Below are 26,102 nucleotides of genomic sequence, written 5' to 3'. Positions count from 1 at the left end.
TGCTCATATCATATAATTAAAAAGATGATGAATCTGTAGTTATGTCGTGAACAATCCGTTTGATGTCGCGAAATGTCATAATCATAGTTTATATCGGTTATGATAATAATTTTTTATATGTAGTCTCCCTTTATAGATTTAGGGATAAAAGTAATGTGTATTCTTATTTATTAGTAAATACAAACAAAAAAGGACACTATTCTTTTTTGTAGAATAGCATCCGTTTGTTGAACCACACTCCTTTTACTTACTATTCATTTCCTTATCAAGAAATGAGTAAAAGTCTACCCATTCGTCAATTAGTTTTGATGTCGGTTTTCCAAGGCCGTGACCCGCTTTCTTTTCAAGACGTAGAATGACAGTTGTGGCTGGGTCAGCTTTTTCTTTTAATGTGGCAGTAAACTTTTTGGCGTGTGCTGGCACTACTCTATTATCACTATCTGCAGTCGCTATTAATATTGGTGGATACTTTATCCCCTGTTGAATATTGTGCAGAGGGGAATACGCATAAAGGAAAGGGAATTGTTCTGGATTCTCAGCATTTCCGTATTCCGGTATCCAGTACTTTCCGATTGTAAATTTATGATAGCGTAGCATATCGATTACTGGGACTCTGCAAATAACTGCCCCAAATAAATCTGGCCGTTGGACCATACAAGCGGCTACAAGTAATCCGCCATTTGACCCACCCATTATTGCTAATCTCTCTGTAGAGGTGTATTTATTTTCAATTAACCATTCTCCTGCCGCAATAAAATCATCAAAAACATTCTGTTTGTTTTCAAGCATACCAGCTTTATGCCACTTCTCTCCATATTCCATACCCCCGCGAAGATTTGCTACCGCATACACTCCCCCTTTTTCTAACCAAGCAAGGACTGCTGGGTTGAAGGTTGGTGTAATACTCACATTAAACCCTCCATATCCGTACAGAATAACAGGATTCAGACCATTTAAATCCAAACCTTTCTTATGGGTTAGAAACATGGGGATATTGGTACCATCTTTTGAAGGGTAGAACACTTGAGTTGTTTCATAGTGTTCTTGTTCAAAAGGAAGAGTAGATTCAGCAACTAAGGATAACTCCATCTTTTCTAAATTAAAATGGAAAACAGCAGTAGGATTTATGAATGAAGTAAGTCCAAAATAGATCGCAGCTTGCTCGCTATTCACGGTCAATTCTGTTAGTGAGCCAATAAAAGGTAGTTCAATTTCCTGATTATAAATGCCGTTCTCATCATATAGCTGAATGGCATGATGTGCATCTTGCGAAAAGACAATGACAAAATTTCCTTTTACATATTTAATGTCCTCCATAACTGCGTCTTGTTCTGGAATAATTTCCTTCCAGTTTACTTTGTCAGGTGAATTAACATCAATAGCAATCACACGTCCTTTTGGAGCATCGAGGTCTGTTTTAAAATAAAAAAAGCTACCTTTATTAGTGATGTATGTATATTCTGCATCCTGTTGATCCAAAAGTTTAGTAAAGCTCTCATTTTTATCAATCGGCTTATAATAAAAACGATTCTCTGATGCAGTCCCGTAAAATACATGTAACCCAATGTATTGGTGATCTTCTGATAGGACTGGGGAAAACATCAATTCTTTTTCATCCGGTTGTTCATGTACTAGAATGTCATCTTTTTGGCTAGTGCTAAGCTGGTGGAAATACACTTTATTATGCGTACCTTCTTCTTCATGACCATTTGCGCCAGGCTGAGGGAATCTGCTGTAGTAAAAGCCTTTGCCATCAGGAGACCAGACAACCGACGTGAATTTAACCCATTTTATTACATCTATCAACTCTTTACCTGATTCTACATCTCGGACTCTTATTTCTTGCCAATCGCTTCCGTTTTCTGCTGTTGAATAGGCGACATACTTTCCTTTGCTACACACAGAAAAATTAGTCATCGCTATCGTCCCGTCATCTGACAGGTGATTGGGATCAAGGATAACTTTTTCGATTCCATTACATTTCATATAAAGGACTGCTTGATTTTGCAGACCATCATTTCTTTGAAAAAATAACTTTTCCTCTACCTGTTTCGGTACATAATGTTTCGGGAAATTCCAAAGTTCTGTTAAACGTTCCTGATCTTTAGACTGCACTTCCACATCAGTAAAATAATCTTTACATTCCTTTGCCCTGTCTGCTACCCACCCTAATGTATCATCCGAATTTGTATCTTCTAACCAACGATATGGGTCTTTTACCTTTGTACCGTGAAAATCCTCGATAATTTCACTTTTTTTACTAATTAACATCCTTTAACCCCCTTGCTTATTCCATACATTACTTCGATAAACGAAATAAGAAACCCTGCAATTATTTTTAATTTCATAATAAAAAGCCATCTTTTCGAGAGATGACTTTTTAATTTATGAATTTTCTATGTTTTAATCGTTCTCCTCTTTATTGAAAAAAACGTTTATTTGTACAATTTCAGAACGTGTACCAATACGTATCGGTGGACCCCAAAAACCATATCCAGAAGACACAATAGAATGCATTTGTTCTTTCTGGAGGTGTCCCCAATCATTTTCATAAAGTCTTTTCGTGATTAAATTTCCAGGAAAAACTTGTCCACGATGCGTATGTCCAGAGAGAATTAAATCAATTCCATTTTCTTGAGCAATGTCTAAATCATACGGCTGATGCTCAAGCATAATGGTAATTTGATCTGAATTGACCTCTTCCATTAAACTAGAAATTTCTTCGCGCTCGCGATCTGTCCGGTCTTTTCTGCCAATAAGAGTGATGTGTTCATCGATTGATACAATATCATCATACAGAACACTTAGGTTGCCTTGTTCTAGCTCGTCGATTAATTCTTTCATCGGTCCGTTATGTCTATCATGGTTGCCAAGAGAAAGGTAAACACCATATGGTGCATTTATTTCAGACAGTATTTGACCTATATCTTGTTGTATGAATTGGTTGACATCGTCATCGATAATGTCTCCTGGTAAAAGAACGATATCTGGATTAAGTCCATTTATTTCTTTCACCATTCGATTTGCATGACCTTTACCAGAAAGGATCCCAAAGTGTGTGTCCGATGCCATGACAATATTCATATTATCTATCGAGTCATGTTCTTTATTTATTTGGATATTATACGTTTGCACGACTGGAATATAAGCATTAAACAGCCCATAAGCAATAAATGAGAATAATAATCCCATTGTGATTACGCCTGACCATTTAGTAACATGTGGTCTCGGTAATCTAGTGAAACGCAAAATCAAAACAGTAATATGTACGAGTGGTATCAGAATAAGCAATATGTAGAAAATAGCCATCCAGAATGAACCGAGGATATGAAAAATAACATTATCAAAAAATCTTCCAACGATAAATGATGTAGAAACAATGCTAAACGTTAAGATATAGAGGACTTTAAATTTCCACGAAATTTCTTTTTTAACCCAGGGTTTTAGCCACCCCCAACCGCTCCAGCCGATATAAACAACAAGAGCAGCATATAACAAAAGAAAAACCAATCCAAAAAAAATCATTATTTTCTCCATTCTTTTTCGTAGTATCATGGTAGAGCTAATATGAAATAGTATACTAAAAAAGGAGAAATCTTGCTTATTTCAAGCTCAAAAGGTTAAAAACGTACTAAAGTTATGATTAATGATCTTTCAGAGAGCTGCGAATATCAAAATTATCATTCTCTTATTTTGAACATTTATTAACGAACCGAATAGCATACCAATCAAATTCTCAATCTAATAATATATAACCAAAAAGAATATATACTTTCCCTCCAGGATTCAAAAAGAAAACCCAGGGTATAGTCTCTGGATTTTCTTAGCTACCTATATACACACTATCACATGTGTTCGCGATGGGTTCGTAATAACAATGGTTCTTAAATTGCCCAGAGAAAGGCTGATCATACCATGTTGGAGGACATGGAGCATATGGATTAAAGTACCAAAGTGCAAATTTAGCAGGATGCTCTCTCCAATGATCGAGATTTTTCTTTGCTAATCTTCTTTCAACAGACCTTGCCCGATTATAAAATACATTTCCTTTTTGAACTGCTTCAAAAGAATAATTTCCACCTTGTACTTGATAGATAACTTGAGGGACGGTCCGAACAGCTTTGAAGTCCAAACAATCTGCTTTTACCCTATTCACAATTACATTTCCGACATACAACATCCCTTGTTTACCTTCACCTTCTGCTTCAGCTCTCATCATCCTTGCCATTAAGTCAATATCTGAATTATTATATTTTATTCTCGCCATTTTTTTCACCCCATCATATTGTATGGAGAATGCCTAATTTGTTGACATAGATGTAGAAGGAAAAAAATAAAACCCCCTTGATTCAAAGGGAGTTTTACTTTACAAATTATTAACTGGCTCTTTGCCGTTGCTTTTCTTCTACTTCTTTTTTTCTTACTTCTCTAAACTTCTTCGTTTCTGAAACAATTACACCTGATAAGAAAATAAGGGCAATTAAGTTTGGCAGGGCCATCAGCGCATTAAAAATATCTGCGATTCCCCATACTAGTTCTAATTCAAGTCCAGCTCCAACCATCACTATAAAAACAAAGACAATTTTATATATATAGGTTCTATTATCTCCAAATATATATCCAAAGCATTTTTCTCCATAATAGGACCAACCAATAATGGTAGAATAGGCAAAGAATATTATTCCAAATACGACAATCATATTCCCGACACCTGGTAAGAAGGAGTCAAATGCAAGCCCTGTTAGATTTGATGCATCACTGTGCCCAACGTATAATCCACTCATTACGATTGCTAATCCAGTAACCGTACAAACAATGATGGTATCAAGAAATGTCCCAGTCATGGACACGAGTGCTTGTCTTCCTGGATAATCTGTTTTTGCTGCAGCTGCAGCAATTGGTGCTGATCCAAGTCCGGCTTCATTTGAGAAAACTCCTCGTGCTACCCCATATCGAATAGCCATTCCGATTGCTCCTCCAGCTGCTGCTGATGGATTGAATGCTTCTGACACAATTAAAGCAAAGGCAGCCGGTACTTCCGTTATATTTAAAATAATAATAAGAAATCCGCCTGCTAAATAGAATAAAGCCATAAATGGTACAAAAATAGCGGAAACTCTCCCAATTCCTTTTATACCACCGAGTAAAACAATACCTGTTAGCACCATTAATACAAATCCTGTTATCCAAGGGTTGATACCAAAATTTGCATTAAGTGCGCCCGCCACTGTATTTGCTTGTGTCATATTCCCGATTCCAAATGAAGCCAAAAATCCGAAAAGGGCGAACAAAACAGCGAGCCATTTCCAACCAAGACCTTTTTCAATATAATACATCGGACCACCAGATATTTCCCCTTTATGGTTTGTCACTCTGTACTTTACTGCTAAAATTGCTTCTCCATATTTAGTTGCCATCCCGAATATTGCTGCAACCCACATCCAGAATATTGCTCCTACTCCACCTAAAAGAATAGCGGATGCAACCCCAGTCATATTTCCGATTCCGAGTGTCGCAGCCATCGCTGTCATTAAGGATTGAAAGTGAGAAATATCCCCCTTTTCCTTACTTTCCTTATCACTTTTGCTAAATGTTAACTTGAGCGCATAAGGCAAATCTCGAAATTGGAGGAATCCTAGTCTAAGAGTTAAAAGAACACCGGTCCCTACAATTAATATTAATGTAAAGGGCCCCCAAACTATGTCTCCTATAGCACCTACTAATTCTTCAAACTTCTCCATTGTTTGGCTTCCCCCTTTTAACGCAATTTTTTGTTTTGATCTTTCGAGTTGTTCCCCTTGTACCGTCTTACTTTACACATTTCGAGTAATAATAGAAATTTAAGTCCGGAATGGCATTATCAAGCCTCCCTCTTAAATAATTATTAAGGTTTCCATAACCTAGTTGAGTTATATTCGACAAAACCATATATATATCCTTCTTTTTTCTTTCTTTTCGACAAGTCACCTCTTTAAATTCTTAGACTCTATTTTCACGAACGATATATACTTTCTACCAAGTATTATCTACTAAAAAACACACTCTCGGAAGAATGTGTTTTTTCTTATTATCAAAATTTTTACCCTTTTATGGCATTAGGTATCCTCCACTTACACAAATGCATTCACCATTAACATAACTAGAATCATCTGATGATAAGAAGGATACGACTGAAGCTACTTCTGAAGGTTTCCCCATTCTTCCTGCTGGAGTTAATAATTGTGCCATCATTTTAATATTTTCAGGTAGGTCTTTCGTCATTTCAGTATCAATTTGACCAGGAGCAATAGCATTCACTGTTATATTTTTTATTCCATTTTCTTTGGCCAATGTTCTTGTTAATCCAATCACTCCAGCCTTTGATGCACTATAGTTTGCCTGTCCCATATTGCCCCAACTTGATGTGGAAGAGATGTTGACAATCTTTCCGTATTCTTGTGCACGCATTGCTGGAATGACCGCTTGGCATGTAAAGAAGATGCTGTTCAAATTTACATCAAGGACAGTACTCCATTGTTCATGGGTCATCTTATGGAAAAAAGCATCTCGAGTAATTCCCGCATTATTTATTAATATGTCGACTCTCCCTAATCTGTCATAGACCGTTTCAAAAACATCATTTACTTCGGCTTGATCTATGACATTACATTTCATAAAAAAAACTTTTTCACCTGATTTGTCCAAGTTACTAATGGTTTCCTCCAGTTTCTCAAAGTTAATATCCAAGGCAACTACTTTGGCACCATCTTCTAACAATCTTTCTACTATTTTTGCACCAATGCCTTGAGCAGCCCCTGTAACGACAGCTATCTTATTCATTAATTTAGTCAAAGTAATTCCCCCCATTAAAAATCTAGTAATAATTGTATTTTAAAGCGTTTTCAATAAAAATAAAAATATTATTTTCTAGCAAAAAAACAGAAGAGAAAACTGACTGTACTTTCTAAAGAAATCAATAATTTTTTTGATAAAATGTGGTAAACGAGGTTTTCTATGGTCTCTTTTCCCAAGGTGTAAGTGTGCCTATTAATGTTTGTTTATTTTTGCTTACGATTCCTTTTATTACACCATTAGATATTTCCTCATGTGTTAACCAACGCGAACTTGTACCGTCGTAAATAAAACCTAGCTGAATTTCTTTTATCTCAAAAGATGTTGGAAAATCCGACTTTATTAGTTTGCTGTTGCTTCCTTTTATGATGATGAAAGTCCACTTCTCACCTTGAAGTTTTGTTATCTCTTTCTCTAAAGTGGAAAGTGCATCAGGTGCAGTACTGTGTATCCAAGCTATAACTGTTCTAACAGGACCGTTTTCTTCAATGGCAAGTTGGATTTCTTTTCTTAGATTTTGTGTTTCTTGATAATTTAATTTTCTAGTTTGTATTCCAATTTCACTATATTGTTCTTCTAGCTTTTTTAATTTGATTTCGTTTCTCCCATATACTGTAGTTTTGTTTGCGTGTTTTGCTATCCATACAGTTGCTTTTGTTAACATTCCGGTACCACCAAATATTAATGCATGGCCAAATTCTACTTTTGATTTTTCCATTATGTAACATTCACTCCTAAGAAAAATTCTTTATGATTCCTCGATCTGTCTCTATAATTACAGGGCAATGTTTTCCGACCTTTTCTGAAAATATCCACTTTCTTCCCAAAGGACCAATAATAATAAATGCACCGTCGCTATATTCACCGAAGAAATTAAGGTAGTTCTCATAGTATATTTTCTCATTATGTCTTAGGGGAATTTTCATGGATAATAGCATATTTTCATATTGTTTAATATTGTCAGTAGAAATTCCAATTTCACTGATTTCTAATATGTGTTTAGGTTCGAAATACTCATCTGATGATGACTCTGTTGTTTCGTTTCTTGTAATGAATTCCACGATATTGCCAGCAGGGTCTTCCACATAAAATGCTTTTGCTTTTGAATGAGAAAAGTCAATTTCATCTGCAAGGTCTTCTTTTAGTAGTGAGGTCCTTTGTTTCATCCAATTCTTCGCTCTTCTAAAAAGATTAGGTGGAATATTAAAGGCAAAATGATAATAGTTATGATTTTTCTCCTCCCGAACAAACGTAAGAATGCTGTTTCCAACCTGGAATGAAACCTTCTCTTCCGTTTCACTTAAAATACTTAAGCCAAGTGTTTTTCTATAGAAGTTAATCGTTTTATTGAATTCTGAAACATAGATTTCCAACCTCAATATTTGCATAAAGTCACCTTCTTAAAAATATTTGATAACTAAATCATATTAATATCTCAAGGAAATGCATACGTAGGAAGGAATGAATGTTTCTCAGACTTTTGGTGTAGTTGGTTAAAGAATCCAGCAAAAAAAGGAATGCCATCTTAATAGCATTCCTCCCGATCCGATATGATTGTTGTGAATAATAAGAAGAAGTTTTCCATAGTTTTATGATGAAGGTAATGATTCATAGGCAAATTTCCGAATTATCTCTTCATGCTGTGGATATAAATCCATGAGTTCTTTTTGAGTAAACAATTCAAAATCCTTATATTCGAACCCAGGTGAAACCATACACCCTACGAGTGCGTAACCACCCGGGGTATCAACAGATGATCCAAAAAATGGTGTTTTTAGTAACTAATGCTTGTGGTTGTTCACCTTTATCTATATTTAATCCTAATTTATGCTTAACATATTCCCCTTCCTCATTAATTACATGAACGGTTAATGAGTCTCCAGCGTGAAAATACCAAAGCTCATCGTTAACCGATGAAAATGAGAAATATTTTTATCCGTGAATCAATTTCATAATTCAGTTCACTTGCCGAAAAAACGAAAACTTGTTAACTTTCGCTTTTATACCTATAGTTGTCCTTTATGAAATTGATTCCTGTTAATAGAAAATATATACTCGTATATAGTTTTTTAGCTTTTCCACTCACATCAACATCAGTATCTGAGATATATGTTTGCCGATTGTATCCACCTTCAGGGTGTGGCACCAATCCAAGCTTTTCCACCCATTCATTAATCTTTTTGACCGTCATAAAGATCCCCGCTTTCTTCTATCTCACAAAAAAATACCATAGACATGTCAAAATAGATTATTTAGTCTTTTACGTTTGAAATACTATTTGTTTTCTTCGTCAGTTTGTTCCCTTGAAGGAAGGTCAAGTTCTTCGGAAAACTCGGTTTGTAAGTCTTTTGACAGTAGTCTTTCAGGATTATCAGATTTTATATGCTTTTCAGGAAATACACTTCTAATGAGATAAAAGTGAAAAATAACCTCGAATATGGTGATCGTACCAGCAGCAAGTATTGAGGTCATCAAGTAACCAGTTCTTAAATTCGTTAGGATGTATATCATCGATGCAATGGCACCAAATGATAATACAAGGTCAAAAACCGCTGCAGTTGTGTAGTTAGTTCTAGGAAGAATAGTAGTATCTCCGATGAGATAAGAAAATAAAACAAGAACGGACGCCGTAAGGATAATATCCCAAAATGAAATCTCTGCAAATTGGTTTAAGAAAGTTGCCAATACTAAAAAGCTTGCAATGAACTTTATGACAACCGGTAAAAAGTGTTTCATCTTGACATCACTCCTTTTTCTCGTAGCTTTTGTTAAAAGTGAGTTTTTATTCAAAGCTAAAATGTATTCATTCCCTAAATGGTAGGTATGCTTCCGTATAAAAAATATATTGTCAGCTGCAACGAAAAAAACAGGTCCACCAATCGATGGTGGCCTGTTTTTCTTATCTACGTACAATTACATCATCAATGATTCCGTAATTTTTTGCTTCTTCAGCTGTCATAAAATTGTCACGGTCTGTATCGCGTTCTATTTTTTCAATTGACTGACCTGTGTAGTTTGCAATCATTTTATGCAGGTCTTCCTTAAGCTTTAGGATTCTGCGTGCAGAGATTTCAATTTCAGTTGCTTGCCCCCTTGCCCCACCAAGCGGCTGATGAATCATTATCTCGCTATTAGGTAACGCAAGCCTCTTTCCTTTTGTCCCTGCCATTAATAGCATTGCGCCAAATGATGCAGCCATACCGATACATATAGTCCTTACATCTGGTTTAATGTAATTCATCGTGTCGAGTATCGCAAATCCAGCTGTGGTGGACCCTCCAGGAGAGTTAATATAGATGGATATCTCTTTATCTGGGTCATCTGCTGCTAGAAACAGAAGTTGGGCTACGACAGTATTGGCAAGGTCGTCATTAATTTCCGAACCGATCATGATTATTCTGTCCTTTAACAGTCTCGAATAAATATCATACGACCTTTCTCCTCGACTCGATTGTTCGATAACATATGGGATGGTATTCATCCGTTAAGCCTCCTTAACTATGCTACACATGCATAGATATTTGTTGGAGTGTGAGAAGGAGTGGACGGATTGGAAATGGTTTGTGCAAAGATTTTTGGCACTGCTGCTACTAATACATCCGGGTCTTCCTCATGGAGACTTACTTGGAACAATGTAGGTAAGAGTTCACGCTCTTCTTTGCTCCAGAAAGATTCAATAAATTCGTTTTCTTCTGGGTCCCCTTTTTCAAGCCGCTTTTTTGTGCGGTGCAGGGTGGACTTCACCGCGCCTTCAGTTGTGTTTAAAATGTTGGCAATTTCAGTAACTTGAAAATTAAAAGCCTCCCTTAAGAAAAAGATAACCGCTTGCTTTGGTGTCAAATTATTTAAAAGGTAATCCGTAGCAATAATGGAATTTTCCACAGTATCACGATAATTTCCCTTTTCACAAATACTTTCCTGCAGGATTTCTCTTTGCCTTTTACGTACAGTATCAATCCATTTGTTATAAGCCACTTTGTACAGTAATGTTTGACTAAGTACGGAAGAACAGTGGTAATGTTGTATGACTTTTGTGATGGTTTCTTGAGCAAGATCATTCCCGTCCCATTCATTTTTAGTCAGAAAATTACAGTAGGAAAGTAGTTTTTGATATTTACTTTTTAAATCAACATCTTTGCATAACCAGTTTTCATACTGTTCTTCCTTGTCAAGGAAATGCATTTACTTTTCACTCCTTTACTCCACTCTAGTTTATAAACGAATAAGTGGCCCTTAAAGATACGGGTTAAAAAAATTAATGTAAGAAAAATACCCCCAAAAAATTATGTGTATCACTTAAATATATAAACATAATACATAACAGGTATAAGTATGTGATTAGGAGGAATAGTGTGCAGACATATGTAAAGGATTCTTTGTTGGAATGGAAAGATGAAATGTTAAATCATAAAAAAGAGATCGATGAAGAATACGATAGAGTCAAAAATGACTTGAAGCTTTATTCCATAAAATTTAGTATAACAAAACAAGTGATGCAATCTACAATAAATGATGAAATAATTAACACAATCAAATCGTCCTATCATCGTCCTTACGAAGAAAAGTTTCAGGAACTTAAACAATATATGAAGGAATTGGATGAAAAACGTAAAGTATTCCAAATGTTTATTGAAAAAATCGAAAAGGCGAGTGAAACGGAAATAGAATCAAAATAAACATTATGTTATTCCCTTCTCTCTCGGCTTTTCTTTAAAGGTAAATCCTGACATTGGATCCACTACGGGTTTATCATTTTGTGAGGATCCACCCAGTTATCGAATTCTTTGGCAGTCAAAAGATTAAGTTTTAATGCCGCTTTCTTAAGTGTAGTCCCTTCTTTGTAGGCAAGTTTTGCAATCTTTGCTGCATTCTCATAGCCGATGTGTGGATTTAACGCAGTTACAAGCATGAGAGAATTCTCTAGGTTTTGTGTTATTTTTTCACGAACAGGTTTTATGCCAACTACACATTTGTCATGAAAGCTGTTCATTGCATCAGATAGTAAACGTACGGATTGCAAGAGATTATAGATAATAACGGGTTTAAACACATTTAATTCAAAATTCCCTTGGCTAGCTGCAACACCTATTGTAACGTCATTGCCCATCACTTGCGTTGAGACCATCGTCAATGCCTCACTCTGTGTTGGGTTTACTTTCCCTGGCATAATGGAACTGCCAGGCTCGTTTTCAGGGATAGTTATCTCCCCTATACCACTCCTTGGACCACTAGAAAGCCATCTCACATCATTGGCTATTTTCATTAAATCTGCTGCCAACGCTTTTAATACCCCATGAACTACCACAACTTGATCATGACTTGTTAAACCGTGAAACTTATTCGAAGCAGAGCTAAACTTTTTACCAGTTAAGTTACTAATTTCAGCTGCTACCATTTCACCAAATTTATGGTGGGCGTTAATACCAGTTCCAACAGCTGTTCCCCCAATGGCTAATTCTTTCATGTGTAGTAGAGCTTCATTTAACATCTTTTCGCATTTCTCCATCATATGATGCCAACCGCTTATTTCTTGACCTAATGTTATGGGAGTTGCGTCTTGAAGATGAGTTCTTCCGATTTTGACAACATCTTGAAATTCTTTTGATTGATGAAAAAAAGTTTGTTTTAGTTTACTAAGAGCTGGAAGTAAGTCCATTTCGATTACAAATACCCCAGCCATATGTAAAGCGGTTGGAAAGGTATCATTTGAGCTTTGGGACATGTTGACATCGTCGTTTGGGTGGATGTAATTGTCTTCTCCTAACTCTTTTAATAGCTCATTTCCTCTGTTGGCAATCACTTCATTCACATTCATATTTGACTGTGTCCCACTTCCAGTCTGCCAAACGGACAATGGAAAGTGTTCATTCCATTTGCCACGTGCTATTTCATCAGCAGCCTGCGCAATCGCAAGTGCCTTTGTTTTTGGCAGTTTTCCTAATGATTCGTTTACATTAGCAGCCGCTTTTTTCAAAATCGCAAAGGCATGAATAATTGCAATTGGCATTTTTTCTTCTCCAATCGCAAAGTTCTCTAGACTTCTTTGAGTTTGCGCTCCCCATTTTTTGTCCTTTGGTACCTTTATTTCACCAATTGTATCCCTTTCTATTCGATAGTCCATCACTGCCACTCCTTTCTTATTTTATCTTAATATCCATTAGCCACCTTCATGAGTAAATAAACATGTCTACTTATAAGTATTTCATTAATCTCATTAAAAAAACCCGAATCCATCTAGGACACGGGTTTTTGTTGTATCAAATTCACTTTGCTGTTACTTCAGCTTGGATAACATCCATTCTTCTGTTGACTTCTTCTTCTGTAAGATCATGTTCCACAATATAGCGGTTACGAGGGTGTACCCGGCATACATGCGTGCAGCTGCGTAAATATTTATGCTCGTTTTCTTCTGATGTTAATATCTTTTTATTACATTCAGGGTTTGCACAGTTTACATAACGCTCACATGGTTCACCTGAAAAATAATCTTTTCCTACAACTACAGTTTCTTTTTGATTGATTGGAACACTGATTCGCTCATCAAATACGTAGCATTGTCCATCCCAAAGCTCACCCTGTACTTCAGGGTCTTTTCCGTAGGTAACGATTCCGCCATCAAGTTGAGAAACATCTTCAAATCCTTCTTCCAACAACCAGCCGGAGAATTTTTCACAACGTACTCCGCCAGTGCAATAGGTTAAGATTTTTTTTCCTTCAAATTGATCTTTATTATTTCTAATCCAATCTGGCAGCTCTTTAAATGTATTAATATCAGGTCTTACAGAACCTCGGAAATGCCCTAGGTCAAATTCGTAATCGTTTCTAGCATCAATAATTACTGTGTCTTCTTGCTGCATCGCTTCTAGCCATTCTTTAGGTGTTAAATGTTTACCTGTTTTTACTCTTGGATCAATATCATCTTCTAAACGTAGAGTCACTAATTCTGGACGATATCGTACTCTCATTCTTGGAAATACATGTTCAGAAGCTTCATCTATTTTGTAAATCATATTTGAAAATAAAGGGTGTGTTTCCATATAAGCCATATATGCATCCGTCTGTTCAACAGTACCGGAAACCGTTCCGTTTATTCCTTCATTTGCAATTAAGATACGACCTTTTAATCCTAGGTCTTTACAGAAATTTAAATGTTCCTGAGTTACTTCTTCAGGATTTTCTATATCAACATACTTATAATATAATAACACTTTATATTCTTGACTCAATTTCATCACCATTACCTTTATCATATTATCTACTTGCATTGTAGACGATTTTAGTTGAACCTATTGCCCGTTTCTTTTACATTTTTGTCTTTATACAGACTCAAAAATCAAACGAAAAAAACTAAATAATAAGTTACAACATATTACTAAATCAAAAAAATATGTCTACTGACAACAGTTTGTTTAGTAAGTATTTGTATTAAAATTAGTAGGGGTATTGTTAGTGAAGGGATTTAGTGGAGATATATGAAAGACCTCAACTCCTTCAGTAAAAGTCGAGGTCTAATGAGGGAAATTTACTTTACTGCCCCAATATAGTTGAATTTGTCAACTTCAACAGAGTCATAAACACCATCTAGAATTTTTCGTACGTCTTCTAGAGTTGTTTGCAATTGAACATCTACACCAGTTATCCCTGAAAATGTCTCAGCCACGTAAAAAGGTTGAGTCAAATATGCTTCCAGCCGTTCTCCTCTGTTAAATGTAGTATGCTCACTTTCCGGAAGCTTTTCCGAACCTCTCACTTGAACGAGTGACCGAAGTTCTCTGTATCTCCGAAGTAGTTTCTGTGCTTTTTGTTGAATGGTCAGATGTTGTTGATCAAGGTGAGCCCCTTCCAAAACAGAAGATGTGGAATAGATTGGATTTACTGCTGGGAATTTATGTCGTGCAGCTAGGTCTGCATCAAACTCCCAAACTGTTTCTAATGGGCCATAGGGTAAATTTTCATCAACGACTTCCCCGCTTAAATCCAAAAGGAAAGTTGTAACAGCACTTACTCCAACACTTTCTAATTTCTCTTGTAACTCTTGGATATTCCCATTTGCAACATGGCCCCGATCTGAAGCAAATGCAATTTCTTTGTTTGAACCTATTTCCATTACTTTATCATAAACCTCTGCTGTGGTATTAACAACATAATCCATGTTGTTCAAAATATCTTCTACTTCAGGATGATTTCCTTCAGGAGTTAGGAGAATGGTGACCATTCCTTCACGTTTTAAGCGATAAAATAGCTCAGCAAGAAGAACCAATTGACCCATACCTGGCCTCGCTATCAAACCATTCACTCCTCCTTTTGTTAACGGTGCGAATAAGTCGATTGCCTTAATTTTCGTTTCAATCATCTCAACCTTCTCCCCTCTTAATATGAGCTCATCTAAACTACACTCTGCTAACTCAGCTAATGCGATGATCGTTTTCACTTCTGCCCTTCCTACAGGAATCTTTCCCGTGCATAAATTCGAAACAGTTGCCGGTCTTAACCCTACTAACTTAGCAGCACTTGTCAGATTTGGTACCTTTCTTCTTAAAAGTGCTACATTCAATCGAACGTTTTCCATTATTATCACCTCCTCTTACTTTTAAGAGTAATTCATTTTATTCTAAAAAGCAACTATTTGTTACTCTTTGAAGTAAAATAAATTACGATTCATTTATTTTAGACAAGGATTATATTTTTTGTGAAGTTTTTATCTGGATGAATAAAACCTATGTTTCCCCTATACAAACGGATCCTTCAATTGGGTCACCCTTTTTCATGATATAATAAACAAAAATCATATAAGCGAGGACATATCATGGCAAAACATCGAATTTATACGACTAGTGTCGCTAGTGTCTATCCACATTATGTTACAAAAGCAGAGAAAAAAGGACGCACGAAATCGGAGGTTGATGAAATTATCCGCTGGCTGACAGGGTATAACCAGGAAAATTTGGAAGAGGTTCTGGATAAAAAGACAGACTTCGAGACCTTCTTCGCTGATGCTCCGCAACTTAATTCTTCCCGTGCTTTAATTAAGGGTGTAATTTGCGGTGTTCGTTTGGAAGAAATTGAAGAACCAACAATGCGGGAAATTCGTTATTTGGATAAACTCATCGATGAGTTAGCAAAGGGAAAAGCGATGGAAAAGATTTTACGAAAATAATAGAAAAAATGAAAAAGTACTGATTCTATTAAAGAATCGGTGTTTTTTTGAAAGACATTGCTACGAGGACATACAAATGCCCCTAAAGCGACATTCACTTTAGAGGCAAGAAATTTCTATTTTTTACACATCCATCTCCATCTCAGTTGAGTCTGTTCCATTATATACAGCAGTATCCAAGGAATTTGTCACTTTACTTGTCAGCACTCCTGCTGTCATGCTGCCACTGACGTTAACAGCAGTACGTCCCATATCAATTAATGGTTCTACAGAGATTAATAATCCTGCAAGTGCAATCGGGAGATCCATGGCCGAGAGTACCAAAATTGCTGCAAATGTTGCACCTCCTCCTACTCCTGCAACACCAAATGAACTAATGGCGACAATTACAATTAACATGAACAAGAAAGAAGGATCCAGCGGGTTTATTCCAACTGTAGGTGCAATAATTACCGCCAGCATAGCTGGATAAACACCAGCACATCCATTTTGACCAATAGATAATCCAAAAGACCCTGAGAAATTTGCAATCCCTTCGGATACTCCTAGCCTTTTTGTTTGAGTTTTGATATTAAGTGGTAATGCACCAGCACTTGTTCTGGATGTGAATGCAAAGGTTAGCACAGGTATTGCTTTCTTTACATATGTCAATGGATTTAAGCCTGCCAGTGCCAGTAATCCAAGGTGGATGACAAAAACGATTGCCAGTGCAACGTAGGATGCAGCCACAAACTCCCCTAGCTTTGCGATGGCGTTATAATCACTTGTTGCAGTTACTCTAGTCATTAATGCTAATACACCATATGGAGTTAGTCTAAGAATTAACGTTACGACTCGCATAATAATGGAGTAGAAGGTATCCACTAATTTTGCAAATGAATCCGCATGATTTGGGGTTTTACGACGAACACCGAGATAGGCAAATCCGATGAATGCCGAGAAAATGACTATTGCGATGATCGATGTAGATCTAGCTCCAGTAAAATCAAGAAATACATTAGACGGGATAAAATCTAGCATTTGTTGTGGAAAGGTTTTGGAGGCAATTTCTGCTGCACGCTGTTCCATTTGCTCCCCTCTGGCAGTCTCTGCCTCTCCTTGTTCTATTTGAATTGCTTCTAAATCAAAAACAAGTGTTGTCGTAATACCAACTGTAGCTGCAATTACTGTCGTACCTACTAATATTCCAATTATGAGAGCACTAATTTTACCGATATTATTTTTAATAGTAAGTCGTGTGAATGCAGCAATAATACTAATAAAGACAAGTGGGACTACTATCATTTGTAAAAATCTAACATAACCATTACCGATGATGTTAAACCAATCAATTGATCCTGTTAAAACCTCAGAGCCTGAACCGTAGGCAAATTGAAGACCGAGTCCAAAAACAACTCCAATTCCAAGCGATGAGAATACTCGTTTGGAAAATGAAACTCCTTTCTTTTTCATCTTGTGAAGACCAAAACAAATAAGTAATAATAAAACGATATTAAGGACAATAAGCATAGTATCCAACCTTCTCTCCCCTTTCCCTCATTAGAAGTAAACAGCCTTCCTTAAATCATATGGGCTTAACCAACTTACATGCTTGGAAATAAAAAAAGAGCTTGTCCTTCTTTTTAGGACAAACTCTTAGGTCAATTTATTTCTCTTCTTCTGCTCCTTCAAAGGCAGCAGATACTTTTTCGAATTCTTCATCTGATTCTATCTCAGAAAGCTCTCCATCTTCTTCGACTTTAAGAAAGAAAATGTCAACATCTCCAGTAGTTTCTTTTTCAATTTCTTCAACAAAACCGACCGCTACATATGTAGAACTTTCTACTTCCATTGTACCTAAAACTTCTAGTTCTTGTTCTTGATCATTTTCATCTGTCACAATAAAAATATCGCCTACTTCTACTTTATCCATCTTTACTTCTACCTCCTATTTCTTTGTTCAATTAATTCTTTCCTTCTATACTGTAACCTAAACATTTTTGAAATGTAAGAATGAATTCAAGTCTCTGTTTTGCATTGGACATAAAAAAGGAGCCCGTTCTAAATGAAGAGCTCATTTTTCGTGTGTGTTTTTAATTCAAGCAAGCCACAATTGCCGTAACTAATTATAAGAAAGTTTTAAACCACCACTCCTGAAAGTGGGTGTTCGCAAAAACATTCCTATCGTCCTCTATCTATGGAGGCATGATATTCCTGTTCTTATATAAAACTCCCTGTTTAAGTATAAAGGTTAAAACTTTGTTATGGTTACGTACATTGCAGCCTGTTAAAACATACTACATGAGAATGAAAAAAATTGCAAGTGTCTAGCACGTATGTTGTTACATAACATTCATGTAATGCTGTTCGCAATATGTCTTAACTAGTAGTTCTTCTTCCTCTTCTAATTCAAAATCAAGTAACTTATTCGTAGTATCCTCAAAAAATTGATAATTAGCAATTCGAGTTTCGGTACCATTAACGGAAAAAATTACTTTTAAGTATACTCCATTTTCTGAAAAGAGCTCGTCGTCTTCCGGGATATCTATTTCTAAGAAAAACTCATATCTGTCGCCTTCAAGGATGCCTGTAGGATCTTTTAGTTTTTCTGCTTCGTATTCTTTAATTATCATTAAACTCATCCTTTTCTGTTTCTTTTATTAAACGATGAATAGTTAGTAGTTTCCTTTTTTCTTCTATCGTTCCTAGCTTTAAGAATGTTTCTATTTCGTTCTTCTTCATAGTCCTCTCTGTCAGGAATACTGATGCCTTTAAAACTCATTTTTTCCATCGTTTGTTTCATGTCATTTTCAATCACTTTTAAATAATCAATATCTCCAGGGGTATAAAGAGTATATGCCTCTCCTGTTCCACCAGCTCTGCCCGTACGTCCTGTTCGATGGATAAATGTTTCTAAGTCTTGGGGGATATCATAATTAAAAATATGGGTAACCCCTTCCACATCTAATCCTCTTGCAGCAACATCCGTTGCTATTAAGTATTGAATTTTTGCTTCTCTAAACCATTTCATAGCCCTATTTCTTTTACTCTGAGGAATGTCACCATGTATGGCTTCACAGTTGACTCCATTTTCCTTAAGGACAGATGTCAACTTTTGTACACGGGCTTTTGTACGGCAGAAAACGATAGCCAAAAAGGGATTATATATTTGTGTTAAATGCACCATCGTTCGTTCCTTTCGCCGGTCTGTTGTTTCGACAGCGAAATATTCAATTGTTGCTTTTTCAGCTTTTTCTTCTTCATCATTTAAATGTACAGGAGAATTCATATACTTTTTTGCAAGTGCATGTAATTCATCTGGAATAGTCGCAGAAATTGCAATTGTTTGACGGGATGCAAACATGTCTTTTGTAACACTGTCTATCTCAGGTAAAAAGCCCATCAATAGCATCTGATCTGCTTCATCCATGACAAATATGGAAACGGTCGAAAGGTCAACTGTTCCTCTTCTTACATGATCTAGTAGTCTGCCAGGTGTTGCGACGATGATATGTTGTGCTCCTTGGAGCTTTTTCATCTGGGATTGGACATCTTGTCCTCCAAAAATAGCGAGAACATTCACTCCCTCGATATTTTCCTTTAGTTTTTTCAACTCTTTTGTAATTTGTAGAGCTAATTCACGTGTTGGAGTCAGTATTAATGCTTGGGTTTCAGATTCACGTACATTTATCTTCTCTAGAATTGGTAGAATGAATGCGTACGTTTTTCCAGTACCTGTCTTTGATTGAGCTATTATATCTTGTCCTTTTAGTACAGCAGGGATAGCAAGCTTCTGGATATCAGTTGGAGCAGTAACGCCAAGCGATTTTAAGGTATGATTAACCTTTTTACTTATCCCTAATGATAAAAAATCTGTCACAATGTATCACATCTCTCATTTGTTAGTAAGCTTCAATTACTATATCATAATTCCCTTGTTACAAACATAAAAACCGAACCTCGTAAAAGAATCGGTTTTTGTTTTTCCATTTTTTAAGTGTCAAATGAGAGCATAACTCCTACAGTTGCTCCTGGAAGCTTGAAATAACTATCTATTGTGAAATGATAAAATTATTTGAACCAACCTTTTTCCTTGGATTGAGTAATCGCTTCGATGCGATTTTTCACTTCCAATTTATCAAGGATTGCGGATATGTAGTTTCTTACAGTGCCGGACTTTAACTGTAGTTCATCGGCTATTTCCTTTGTGTTTTTCCCATCTGCAACAAGTTCCAATACTGCTCTTTCACGTTCGGTTAACGGATTTTCTTCCCCGTAAAAGTCATCAATTAGTTCCGGAGCATATACTCTTCTTCCTGACATTATGTTACGAATTGAATTTGCGAGTTCTTCACTTGGACTGTCTTTTAGTAAATATCCACTTACCCCTGCTTTTAAGGCACGTTGAAAATATCCACTCCGGGCAAAAGTGGTTAATATGATAATTTTACAACCAAGGCCTTTCATTTCTTCAGCAGCCTCCAAACCGGTCTTCTCAGGCATTTCGATATCCATAATGCAAACGTCTGGTGTGTGTTGATGAAACAGTTCGATGGCTTCCACTCCATTCCCTGCCATTCCCACTACTTCCATATCTTCTTCTAAATCCAGTAATGAACCTAAGGCACCTAACATCATTCTTTGGTCTTCTGCGATAACAATACGAATCATACTTGCTCCTCCTTATTCCTTTGATTGACCATATTTGGTACCTTTATTAAAAGTTTCGTTCCTTTTTCTTGATTGAATTCAAGTGTTCCATTAACGAATTCAAGTCTTTCTTTCATCCCAAGAAGGCCACTGCCCTTCATTATGTCATTTTCTGCTTTCATTCCAATGCCGTTATCTTGTATCGTTAAATGTATTTCATTTTCTGTCTGTTTAAGGACTATGGAACAAATGGTAGCTTTACTATGTTTTACAACGTTGGTCACTGCCTCTTTCATGCACATACTCAATATATTTTCAAGGAATAAAGAGCTATTTTTAAATGGAAGGTCATGCTCAATTTGCATTTCAATCTCAGCAGCATCAAGTATTTGCCTGACCCTGACAATCTCTTCCTTTAAACGGATCCCACGCATTTGTGATACCATTTGCCTTACTTCGTTTAACGCTGTTCTTGCGGTTTGTTGTATGTCTTTTAGTTCTAGTTTTGCATGTTCTGGATTTTTATAAATTACTTTTCTTGCCAAATCACTTTTTAACCCAATTAAAGATAATTTTTGCCCAAGTGTATCATGGAGATCTCTTGCAATTCGTTGTCGTTCTTCCTGGATGACTAATTCAGATATTCTTTTATTTGCTACATCTAACTGTGCTTCCAATTGATCTTGTTTCCTCTTATTGTACAAATTAAATGGCAGTAAAATAACAGCAATCCAAATAATCACAACAAATGGAATCTGTTTTAAAAATAGTTCATCTCGCATGACAACATTAATGTTAATAGCAACAGTAGTAGCAATCAAATGAATAATGTAAATAATAATGAATGCAATTTTATTGCGTATTTTTCCGTTGTAGTAGGCGATATAAAAGGCAAAATAGATAAAGTGAAACAGGATGGTCATCGTTATAGAGATGGCAATCAGTAAGCAAGTCCATAAATAAACTGGCCATTTATTGGATATGAAAGCAAATCGGTATGCGACGAAAAAGAAAATGGTTAATATAAACCCAACAATAATTTCAGGTGTAGAAGAAGATTGAAAAATAAAGTAAAACGGCAGGATGCTGAATACACTCCATATGTAAGGAGAGATTCCCGAACCCTTCTGAAAGATAAAATACCTTTTTTTCATAATAAATCCTCATTTATCTCGGTGAATTTTCCCTAATCATAACATAAATAATGTTTTTTTTTGCAATCCATGTAGTTTACAGAGACGAGTATCACCTGGTAAATTTGTTTTCATACCTTGTCATATTTTATATAATTTAAAAAAGCCCAGTCCTTCTGAGAAACGGGGGACATTATATTCAATGGAATTTCATTTTCATGTTCCGGAGAATTTCTTGATAGTATTCACTTGCGAGTTTATATTCAAGGTTATCATAATAATATTCCGCAAGCATTTCGGTATACTTTAATGTAAATCTCTCATTTCCTGCTTTAATAAAATATGGTAGTACCTGTTCCTTCAAATAGGTTTCTATTTTCGAGTTTTTCTCCAACAAATACATGTGGGTTGTAAAATGAAAGATGTATTCTTTATTATTATATCGTTGAGCTAAGCGTAAACCCTGTTCAGCCCACTCTTTAGAGAATTCAAATTGTTTTAAGTAATAATATTCCTCAACTAAGCCACTGATAGAATAGACACTGCGCTCTTCATAGTTTTTCAACTTTAATGACTCTAAAAAATTTAGAATTGCTTCTTCTGATTGATTAAGGCGTGATTTAATCTTTCCTAAATTATTTAATGCCATTGATTCTAAGTATTTATCATTTAGGGATTCACCAATTTTTTTTGCAGAAATATAGTGCATTTCCGCCATTTCAAATCGCTTTGAATAATTGTTATTTATACCCAAAATAATATGACATTCAGCCGCGCGTATTTGATTCATTTGACTTTTATATATGACCAGAGCTTTTTCTGCAAAGTAAATGGATTCAAAAATATCATTCGTTTGGATTTTTGTTAATGCTATTTGATAGTACAACTCAGCTATATCCTCGTCTGAAATTAGAGAGAGTGTATTTACAATTGAGTGGGCATTGTTGAGTGATAGTGAAGACTGTAAATAATTATCAGTTCTATAATAAAAGATACCTAATGTTTTTTGCTTTATATAATTATTCATCGAATTCAAACTAGTAGGTAATAGCATAATTTGTTTGTAAGTAGGCTCGTAAAGTTTTTTATCATTTATTAAAAGATAGTATTTAAGTTTTACTACTTGATAGAGATGAAAAGTATCAGGTTCCATCTTTTCTTGACATAGCTCATTATTCTCTTGTAAATAGTTAAACTTTTCTCTAGCCGACGTTCTGTCTTGTCGGATCGAAAAATCATATATTTTATAAAGTAATTCTTCTAAAGGTGTTTGGATATTTCTATCAGTTTGAATATTTTCAGGGTCATCAGGATCCGATGGTTTAGAAGTTTCGGTGGAAAAGATTAACCCATCATCTTGGTTAATGTCAAACGGTGACACTTTATCTGAAAGGAGCAAATAATTATTTTTATTTCTCATCGCAAACACCCTTTATTTGAATTGTATGAATATTTTACCATTTACAGGCATGAAATTATACATTTTTAGATAAATTTTTATGTTATTTTCCATTTCATACAAAATATATGTAAATACCCTTTTATATATTTCATTTCGTAGTGGCTGTCACAATTTAGCCTTACCTTTGCCATAAAGATGTCAAAAAACCCAGTTTTGCTTTTGCTATCTAGGGAATATACTAGAAAGAGAGTTACATTGGAATTTATATTGTGAAATATTGAGCAAAGTGTTGTAAAATGAAAATGTATTGGTTTAATGAAGGAGTGAAAAAGATGTTTGAATATGATCCGGTCTTATATAGTCGAATTCTTACCGGAATTACGCTGGCGGTTCACGTCATATTTGCCACAGTTGGTGTTGGTATTCCATTAATGATTGCCCTTGCAGAATGGATGGGAATTAAAAGAAATGATGAACATTACCGTCTTCTTGCTAGACGTTGGGCAAGAGGCTTTGTCATCACTGTAGCTATTGGGGTAGTAACAGGAACCGCAATTGGTCTTCAGTTAAGTCTCCTTTGGCCAAATTTCATGCAGTTGGCTGGTCATGTTATCAGTTTACCTTTATTCATGGAAACTTTTGCTTTTTTCTTTGAAGCTATCTTTCTTGGTATCTACCTTTATACATGGGATCGTTTCAAAAAGAAAATCTATCATTTCCTTTTACTTATTCCTGTTGCAATTGGAGCTACAGCTTCAGGGTTCTTTATATCAACGGTAAATAGTTTTATGAATGCTCCTAGAGGCTTTGATATCGAAAACGGTGTGCTTACTAACATCCGTCCATTGGAAGCGATGTTCAATCCTGCAACACCTACAAAAGTAGCTCATGTACTATCATCGGCATACTTAACTTCTGCTTTCGTATTAGCCGCAATCGCAGCGTTTGCTATATTAAGAGGAAAAGATCATGTCTACCATAAAAAGGCCCTTCATCTAACTATGACTGCAGCAGCAGTTTTTGCAATTACCACAGCGGTGATTGGAGATTTCTCTGGAAAATATTTAGCAGAATATCAACCAGAAAAACTGGCAGCAGCGGAATGGCATTTTGAGACATCAACTGAGGCACCCCTTATTTTAGGTGGTATTCTGAAAGATGATAATGAAATAAAATATGCACTAGAAATTCCATATGCGCTTAGCATTCTTGCACACGGGGATCCTAGCGCAGAAGTGATCGGACTGGAGGAATTCCCAGAAGATGAGCTCCCCCCATTAATCGTTCATTATTTCTTTGATTTAATGGTTGGGATTGGAATGTTTTTAGCACTTGTAGCCATTCTTTACGTATTATTAGCGAAGATTAGAAAATGGAATCAGTTGAACAAGCCTATATTATGGGCAATTATTGCTGGTGGTCCCCTTTCTCTCCTCGCTATAGAAATGGGCTGGTTTTTTGCAGAACTCGGAAGACAGCCATGGTTATTGGTTGGATATATGACAGTTGATCAAGGTGCAACCACTTCTCAACATGTTGATTTAATGATTGTTCTGTTTGTTCTTCTATATATCGTTCTATGTACAACCTGCGCTACTGTATTACGGAAGATGTTTATAAATAACCCAGTGGAGAAAGAACTCCGCGACAGAGGCATGGAGTGAGGAGGATGACATATGAGCTATGAAGTAATTGGGATTACCGTACTTTGGACATTTTTATATGGGTATTTGATTGTCGCTTCCATTGACTTTGGGGCAGGATTCTTTAGTTTTTATTCAAGACTAACAAAAAAAGACCATCTCATTGACAAAATCATTGTCCGTTACCTCTCTCCAGTTTGGGAAGTAACAAATGTATTTCTCGTATTCTTCTTTATTGGTATCGTTGGCTTCTTCCCATCTACTGCTTATTATTATGGGACAACGTTACTTGTACCAGGAAGTATTGCCATTGTATTACTTGCCATTCGTGGTTCCTACTATGCTTTTCACCATTACGGTCAAAAAGGTAATATCTTTTACCAGGCATTATACGGTGCAACAGGTCTTCTGATACCTGCATCTTTATCAGTAGTATTGACCATTTCTGAAGGCGGATATATCTACAAGTACAATGACTCTGTCTGGCTGGATTATACAGCATTGTTCACCAGCTTTTACTCATGGGCAGTAGTTATTTTAGCGATTGTAAGTGTCCTATATATTTCATCCTTCTTTCTTGCTTTTTATGCAAAAACAGCTAGAGACGAAAAAGCATTTGATGTATTAAGGAAATACGCTCTTAACTGGAGTTTACCTACTATAATGGCTAGCATTTTAGTATTCTTTGCAGTTAGTGATCATAACCCTACTCACTTTGATAAAATGCTAGGGCATTCTTGGATGTTCAGTCTCTCTTTCCTCTTCTTCCTTGGTGCGGTTTATCTAATGTGGAAAAAGAAAAGGCTTGGGGTTGCATTCATTTTAGTAATGCTTCAATTCGCAACTGCTTTCTTCGGCTATGGAGCATCTCATATGCCATATTTGTTGTACCCTTACTTGACTATATATGATGGATTCACTAATGAATCCATGGCCATTGCATTGATTACTGCATTCATTGCAGGACTTTGCCTATTGATTCCTTCGTTATATCTTTTAATGCGCCTGTTCTTATTTGATAATAAATATGTTCAAGGTAAAAAATAAGGAGGTCTAAAGAGTATGGAACATTTTCTAATAATGTACGCGTCCCCCCTTATTATTGTAGTGAGCGTATTCTTTTTGTTCCTATGGGGAGCTAAAGGGAAAGAGAAATATAAGTAACAAAAACTGCCCCAACAATTCTGAGGGCACTGAAAAACTCCAATATTTATTAAAGGCAGTTGAAAGTTAAATGAACTTTCAGCTGCCTTTTTATTTTATAATATTGTTATCAAATGTATGTAGGTGGTATCCAAGTGATTTCA

At 35.9% G+C, this 26,102-nt stretch carries 25 protein-coding genes, 1 other RNA gene and 1 pseudogene; 5 read left to right on the top strand and 22 right to left on the bottom strand.

Features of this window, described 5'->3' with window-relative positions; genetic code table 11:
- Positions 1-243 precede the first annotated feature (243 nt).
- From LRP81_RS17330 to LRP81_RS17280, 11 genes and pseudogenes are all read right to left on the bottom strand, one after another.
- Positions 244-2,271 (bottom strand): prolyl oligopeptidase family serine peptidase, encoded by a 2,028-nt coding sequence (locus LRP81_RS17330; RefSeq protein ID WP_230503453.1) that lies wholly within the window; start codon positions 2,269-2,271, stop codon positions 244-246.
- Positions 2,272-2,403: 132 nt separating this feature from the next.
- Complete coding sequence (locus LRP81_RS17325; protein WP_230503503.1) at positions 2,404-3,528, bottom strand: metallophosphoesterase; 1,125 nt, start codon at positions 3,526-3,528, stop codon at positions 2,404-2,406.
- A gap of 295 nt (positions 3,529-3,823) precedes the next feature.
- Entirely contained in the window at positions 3,824-4,267 is a 444-nt protein-coding gene (locus LRP81_RS17320) for a cell wall hydrolase (protein ID WP_230503451.1), read from the bottom strand.
- Between the two features lie 109 nt (positions 4,268-4,376).
- A complete protein-coding gene (locus LRP81_RS17315; RefSeq protein WP_230503449.1) occupies positions 4,377-5,741 on the bottom strand; it encodes an alanine/glycine:cation symporter family protein in 1,365 nt (454 codons plus the stop codon).
- Between the two features lie 346 nt (positions 5,742-6,087).
- Positions 6,088-6,831, bottom strand: coding sequence for a 3-oxoacyl-ACP reductase FabG (fabG, locus tag LRP81_RS17310; protein ID WP_230503446.1), 744 nt, complete (start codon positions 6,829-6,831; stop codon positions 6,088-6,090).
- A 160-nt stretch (positions 6,832-6,991) separates the two neighbouring features.
- Complete coding sequence (locus LRP81_RS17305) at positions 6,992-7,549, bottom strand: Rossmann-fold NAD(P)-binding domain-containing protein (RefSeq protein ID WP_230503444.1); 558 nt, start codon at positions 7,547-7,549, stop codon at positions 6,992-6,994.
- A gap of 16 nt (positions 7,550-7,565) precedes the next feature.
- Positions 7,566-8,219, bottom strand: coding sequence for a VOC family protein (locus LRP81_RS17300; protein ID WP_230503442.1), 654 nt, complete (start codon positions 8,217-8,219; stop codon positions 7,566-7,568).
- Between the two features lie 201 nt (positions 8,220-8,420).
- Positions 8,421-9,022: pseudogene (locus tag LRP81_RS23490) on the bottom strand (cupin domain-containing protein).
- Between the two features lie 83 nt (positions 9,023-9,105).
- Positions 9,106-9,567, bottom strand: a complete 462-nt coding sequence (locus tag LRP81_RS17290) for a DUF2512 family protein (RefSeq protein WP_230503440.1) — start codon at positions 9,565-9,567, stop codon at positions 9,106-9,108.
- Between the two features lie 163 nt (positions 9,568-9,730).
- The gene (gene clpP / locus LRP81_RS17285; RefSeq protein WP_230503438.1) at positions 9,731-10,312 is read right to left on the bottom strand and encodes an ATP-dependent Clp endopeptidase proteolytic subunit ClpP; all 582 of its coding nucleotides are present in this window, start codon (positions 10,310-10,312) and stop codon (positions 9,731-9,733) included.
- 17 nt (positions 10,313-10,329) lie between these two features.
- Complete coding sequence (locus LRP81_RS17280; protein ID WP_230503436.1) at positions 10,330-11,013, bottom strand: sigma-70 family RNA polymerase sigma factor; 684 nt, start codon at positions 11,011-11,013, stop codon at positions 10,330-10,332.
- A gap of 170 nt (positions 11,014-11,183) precedes the next feature.
- Between LRP81_RS17280 and LRP81_RS17275 the strand changes: the two genes are divergently transcribed.
- Positions 11,184-11,507, top strand: a complete 324-nt coding sequence (locus tag LRP81_RS17275; RefSeq protein ID WP_230503434.1) for a hypothetical protein — start codon at positions 11,184-11,186, stop codon at positions 11,505-11,507.
- Between the two features lie 62 nt (positions 11,508-11,569).
- Here LRP81_RS17275 and fumC read toward each other — a convergent pair whose 3' ends face one another.
- From fumC to LRP81_RS17260, 3 genes are all read right to left on the bottom strand, one after another.
- Positions 11,570-12,952, bottom strand: coding sequence for a class II fumarate hydratase (gene fumC, locus LRP81_RS17270; RefSeq protein WP_230503432.1), 1,383 nt, complete (start codon positions 12,950-12,952; stop codon positions 11,570-11,572).
- A gap of 142 nt (positions 12,953-13,094) precedes the next feature.
- Entirely contained in the window at positions 13,095-14,063 is a 969-nt protein-coding gene (gene trhO, locus LRP81_RS17265; protein ID WP_230503502.1) for an oxygen-dependent tRNA uridine(34) hydroxylase TrhO, read from the bottom strand.
- 290 nt (positions 14,064-14,353) lie between these two features.
- Positions 14,354-15,400: an ATP synthase beta subunit C-terminal domain-containing protein gene (locus tag LRP81_RS17260; protein WP_230503430.1), complete on the bottom strand. Its 1,047-nt coding sequence runs from the start codon at positions 15,398-15,400 to the stop codon at positions 14,354-14,356.
- Between the two features lie 237 nt (positions 15,401-15,637).
- On the opposite strand from LRP81_RS17260, the gene LRP81_RS17255 reads away from it, so the two are divergent.
- A complete protein-coding gene (locus LRP81_RS17255; RefSeq protein ID WP_230503428.1) occupies positions 15,638-15,988 on the top strand; it encodes a DUF2200 domain-containing protein in 351 nt (116 codons plus the stop codon).
- 123 nt (positions 15,989-16,111) lie between these two features.
- Here LRP81_RS17255 and LRP81_RS17250 read toward each other — a convergent pair whose 3' ends face one another.
- From LRP81_RS17250 to LRP81_RS17215, 8 genes are all read right to left on the bottom strand, one after another.
- A complete protein-coding gene (locus LRP81_RS17250) occupies positions 16,112-17,506 on the bottom strand; it encodes an L-cystine transporter (protein WP_230503426.1) in 1,395 nt (464 codons plus the stop codon).
- A 127-nt stretch (positions 17,507-17,633) separates the two neighbouring features.
- On the bottom strand, positions 17,634-17,900 hold the full coding sequence (locus LRP81_RS17245; protein ID WP_230503424.1) for a DUF1292 domain-containing protein: 267 nt from the start codon (positions 17,898-17,900) through the stop codon (positions 17,634-17,636).
- Positions 17,901-18,067: 167 nt separating this feature from the next.
- Positions 18,068-18,256, bottom strand: a non-coding RNA gene (ssrS, locus tag LRP81_RS17240) — 6S RNA.
- A 53-nt stretch (positions 18,257-18,309) separates the two neighbouring features.
- The gene (locus tag LRP81_RS17235) at positions 18,310-18,600 is read right to left on the bottom strand and encodes a DUF6509 family protein (RefSeq protein ID WP_230503422.1); all 291 of its coding nucleotides are present in this window, start codon (positions 18,598-18,600) and stop codon (positions 18,310-18,312) included.
- A gap of 5 nt (positions 18,601-18,605) precedes the next feature.
- Positions 18,606-19,847 carry a DEAD/DEAH box helicase gene (locus LRP81_RS17230; RefSeq protein ID WP_230503420.1) on the bottom strand — a complete coding sequence of 414 codons (1,242 nt, stop codon included), beginning with the start codon at positions 19,845-19,847 and terminating at the stop codon, positions 18,606-18,608.
- Between the two features lie 191 nt (positions 19,848-20,038).
- The gene (locus tag LRP81_RS17225) at positions 20,039-20,638 is read right to left on the bottom strand and encodes a response regulator transcription factor (RefSeq protein WP_230503418.1); all 600 of its coding nucleotides are present in this window, start codon (positions 20,636-20,638) and stop codon (positions 20,039-20,041) included.
- Positions 20,635-21,771 (bottom strand): sensor histidine kinase, encoded by a 1,137-nt coding sequence (locus LRP81_RS17220; RefSeq protein ID WP_230503415.1) that lies wholly within the window; start codon positions 21,769-21,771, stop codon positions 20,635-20,637. The genes LRP81_RS17225 and LRP81_RS17220 overlap by 4 nt, the downstream gene beginning before the upstream one ends.
- A 178-nt stretch (positions 21,772-21,949) precedes the next feature.
- Positions 21,950-23,170: a tetratricopeptide repeat protein gene (locus LRP81_RS17215; protein WP_230503413.1), complete on the bottom strand. Its 1,221-nt coding sequence runs from the start codon at positions 23,168-23,170 to the stop codon at positions 21,950-21,952.
- Between the two features lie 314 nt (positions 23,171-23,484).
- On the opposite strand from LRP81_RS17215, the gene LRP81_RS17210 reads away from it, so the two are divergent.
- The 3 genes from LRP81_RS17210 to cydS are packed head-to-tail and all read left to right on the top strand — an operon-like array spanning position 23,485 to position 25,959.
- On the top strand, positions 23,485-24,816 hold the full coding sequence (locus LRP81_RS17210; RefSeq protein WP_230503412.1) for a cytochrome ubiquinol oxidase subunit I: 1,332 nt from the start codon (positions 23,485-23,487) through the stop codon (positions 24,814-24,816).
- Between the two features lie 12 nt (positions 24,817-24,828).
- Complete coding sequence (locus LRP81_RS17205; RefSeq protein WP_230503410.1) at positions 24,829-25,842, top strand: cytochrome d ubiquinol oxidase subunit II; 1,014 nt, start codon at positions 24,829-24,831, stop codon at positions 25,840-25,842.
- 15 nt (positions 25,843-25,857) lie between these two features.
- Positions 25,858-25,959: a cytochrome bd oxidase small subunit CydS gene (cydS, locus tag LRP81_RS23485; protein ID WP_399207972.1), complete on the top strand. Its 102-nt coding sequence runs from the start codon at positions 25,858-25,860 to the stop codon at positions 25,957-25,959.
- The last annotated feature ends 143 nt before the right edge of the window (positions 25,960-26,102 follow it).

Origin of the sequence: Sutcliffiella rhizosphaerae, assembly GCF_917563925.1 — a bacterium.
Taxonomy (GTDB): domain Bacteria; phylum Bacillota; class Bacilli; order Bacillales; family Bacillaceae_I; genus Sutcliffiella_A; species Sutcliffiella_A rhizosphaerae.
The sequence above is the reverse complement of the archived record's forward strand: the minus strand, read 5'-3'. Positions and strand labels throughout refer to the sequence as shown.